Annotated in this window: 1 protein-coding gene and 4 tRNA genes; 2 read left to right on the top strand and 3 right to left on the bottom strand. The window is 44.0% G+C overall.

What is annotated here, in order from left to right:
- Positions 1–166 precede the first annotated feature (166 nt).
- The 3 genes from EKG39_RS23165 to gltX all read right to left on the bottom strand — a co-directional run bounded on the left by EKG39_RS23165 (position 167) and on the right by gltX (position 1,987).
- Positions 167–242, bottom strand: a tRNA-Glu gene (locus tag EKG39_RS23165).
- 154 nt (positions 243–396) lie between these two features.
- A tRNA-Ala gene (locus tag EKG39_RS23170) sits at positions 397–472 on the bottom strand.
- Between the two features lie 105 nt (positions 473–577).
- A complete protein-coding gene (gene gltX, locus EKG39_RS23175) occupies positions 578–1,987 on the bottom strand; it encodes a glutamate--tRNA ligase (RefSeq protein ID WP_126508318.1) in 1,410 nt (469 codons plus the stop codon).
- Between the two features lie 320 nt (positions 1,988–2,307).
- Between gltX and EKG39_RS23180 the strand changes: the two genes are divergently transcribed.
- Together EKG39_RS23180 and EKG39_RS23185 are read left to right on the top strand one after the other, a co-directional pair.
- Positions 2,308–2,383: transfer RNA gene (locus EKG39_RS23180), tRNA-Val, on the top strand.
- Between the two features lie 47 nt (positions 2,384–2,430).
- Positions 2,431–2,506: transfer RNA gene (locus tag EKG39_RS23185), tRNA-Val, on the top strand.
- Positions 2,507–2,546 lie beyond the last annotated feature (40 nt).

The raw sequence follows: 2,546 nt of genomic DNA on the forward strand, positions 1-2,546 counted from the left end.
GGGGATTCGAACCCCTGTTACCGCCGTGAAAGGGCGGTGTCCTAGGCCTCTAGACGATGGGGACCCGGACTGCATTAGACTCTGCAAAGAGTGAATACTCGTTAAACCCTGTAGGCTAAGGCTTAACGCTTAAATAACCAAACCGAAGTCTGCTTATTTTAAATAGTGGTATCCCCAAGGGGATTCGAACCCCTGTTACCGCCGTGAAAGGGCGGTGTCCTAGGCCTCTAGACGATGGGGACCCGGACATTCATTCTTTAAACTCTACAAATAAAGAGCTATCTATAAGACAAAATCCAAAGGCTAAAGATTTCGACCTGACCTACTAAGTCCCACTAGACACTGGGGTAGGCATTAATTATTTATACTCTGCTTAATAAAGAGTTGCATTTAGTTTGGTGGAGCCTAGCGGGATCGAACCGCTGACCTCAACACTGCCAGTGTTGCGCTCTCCCAGCTGAGCTAAGGCCCCTTTCAAACCAAATCACCTTTGAGTACATTGCTAAGCATTTGCTTCACTGTGTCTCAACTGCGTGGCGCATTCTATGCAGCGCACCCAAAAGTGTCAACTCGTTTTTTAGGAATTTATTCTATTCGCTACAAATTCAATCGCTTTGGAGATTCTTTGTTCACAACGAGCCTTTCCAACCAAGAATAAGGTTAAATCAACAGCAGGTGACATTCCGGCACCGGTAACAGCTACACGTAAAGGCATACCGACTTTACCCATACCCACTTCTAATTCAGCAGCCGTATCTTCAATAGCTTGATGAATGTTCTCTAAAGTCCATTCATTTAAAGCAGCGACTTTCTGCTGAATAAGCTTAAGGGGCTCCATTGCCACACCACGAAGATGCTTTTTCGCAGCGGTCTCATCGAAGTCAGTAAAGTCTTCATAGAAGTAACGACTGGAAGCCGCCAGGTCTTTTAACGTTTTAGCTCGCTCAGATAAAGCTGTAACGACTGCAGATAAAGCAGGACCATTACTTGTATCAATGTTCTGATCAGCCATGTGCCATTCTAAATGCTTAGCAACATACTCAGGTTCCAGTTCCTTTATATAGTGCTGATTCAACCAGATCAGTTTTTCGGTATTGAATGCTGAAGCCGCTTTATTGATATCATCAAGTTTAAATAGCTGCTTCATCTCATCAATAGAGAACACCTCTTGATCACCATGAGACCAGCCTAGACGAACCAGATAGTTAAGTAGAGCTTCTGGCAGATAGCCATCATCACGATACTGCATAACACCGACTGCGCCGTGACGCTTAGAAAGCTTAGCCCCGTCATCACCTAAGATCATCGCAACGTGAGCATATTCAGGTATTGGAGCACCCAAGGCTTTCAGTATGTTGATTTGGCGAGGTGTATTATTAATATGGTCTTCACCGCGAACTACACAAGTGATCCCCATATCCCAGTCATCAACAACGACACAGAAGTTATAAGTCGGCGTACCTTCAGTACGTGCAATAATCAAATCATCCAGAAGGTCATTAGAAATTTCGATACGACCACGAACGTGATCATCAAAGAATACGCTACCCTCTGTCGGGTTTTTGAAGCGAATAACAAAAGGCTCATCTGTATCACGCGGCGCTTTATCTCGACAACAGCCATCATACTTCTGTTGTTCGCCCTTAGCTGCCTGTTCATCACGCATAGTTTCTATGCGCTCACGTGAGCAATAACACTTATATGCAGTACCCTGCTCTAACATCTGAGCAATTATTTCGTTATAGCGATCAAAACGCTTGGTTTGGTAATAAGGTCCTTCATCCCAATTCAGACCTAACCACTGCATTCCTTCTAGAATGGCTTCGCATGCTTCAGGAGTCGAACGCTCAATATCAGTATCTTCTACTCGTAAAACGAACTCACCTTTATTTGCACGAGCATATAACCATGAATAAAGCGCTGTACGAGCGCCACCGACATGCAAAAAACCTGTAGGACTTGGAGCAAAACGCGTCTTAGTTGTCATAATGGGACACTAACCTATATAGAAAGTCTAAATAATAGACTGTACCAATGAATGTGGCGCATATTCTAACAGCCAAATAGGATTTGGGAAATTGTCATACTCTATTAGAACGTGATAAATGTATTGATACGCACATTGCAGATAGCAATTGTTGAATTATTACCCTACCCTTTCTTGTTGCCGGACAAAAATACGCCAAACCAACAAGGTGTTGAGTGACAATGCATCAATCCGTGTAAAATTACACCGTACTCTTGTTTTAATCCAAAAAAGCGTTGACAGTAAATCGTTCCTCCCTATAATACGGCCCCACACAGCGAGGTCGATTAGCTCAGCTGGGAGAGCACCTCCCTTACAAGGAGGGGGTCACTGGTTCGAGCCCAGTATCGACCACCATATACTTATAGTATAAGTTTATCAGTTAGTTGTGTATGTAAGTCCCAGGTCGATTAGCTCAGCTGGGAGAGCACCTCCCTTACAAGGAGGGGGTCACTGGTTCGAGCCCAGTATCGACCACCATTCTTTTCATAAAGAATTAAAACATTATGAAATCCCAGGT

It is taken from the genome of Shewanella atlantica (assembly GCF_003966265.1).
GTDB lineage: Bacteria > Pseudomonadota > Gammaproteobacteria > Enterobacterales > Shewanellaceae > Shewanella > Shewanella atlantica.

Bases quoted from the DNA above. Each gene is read 5' to 3' on its own strand.
- gltX (WP_126508318.1), bottom strand. From the start codon at position 1,987: ATGACAACTAAGACGCGTTTTGCTCCAAGTCCTACAGGTTTTTTGCAT.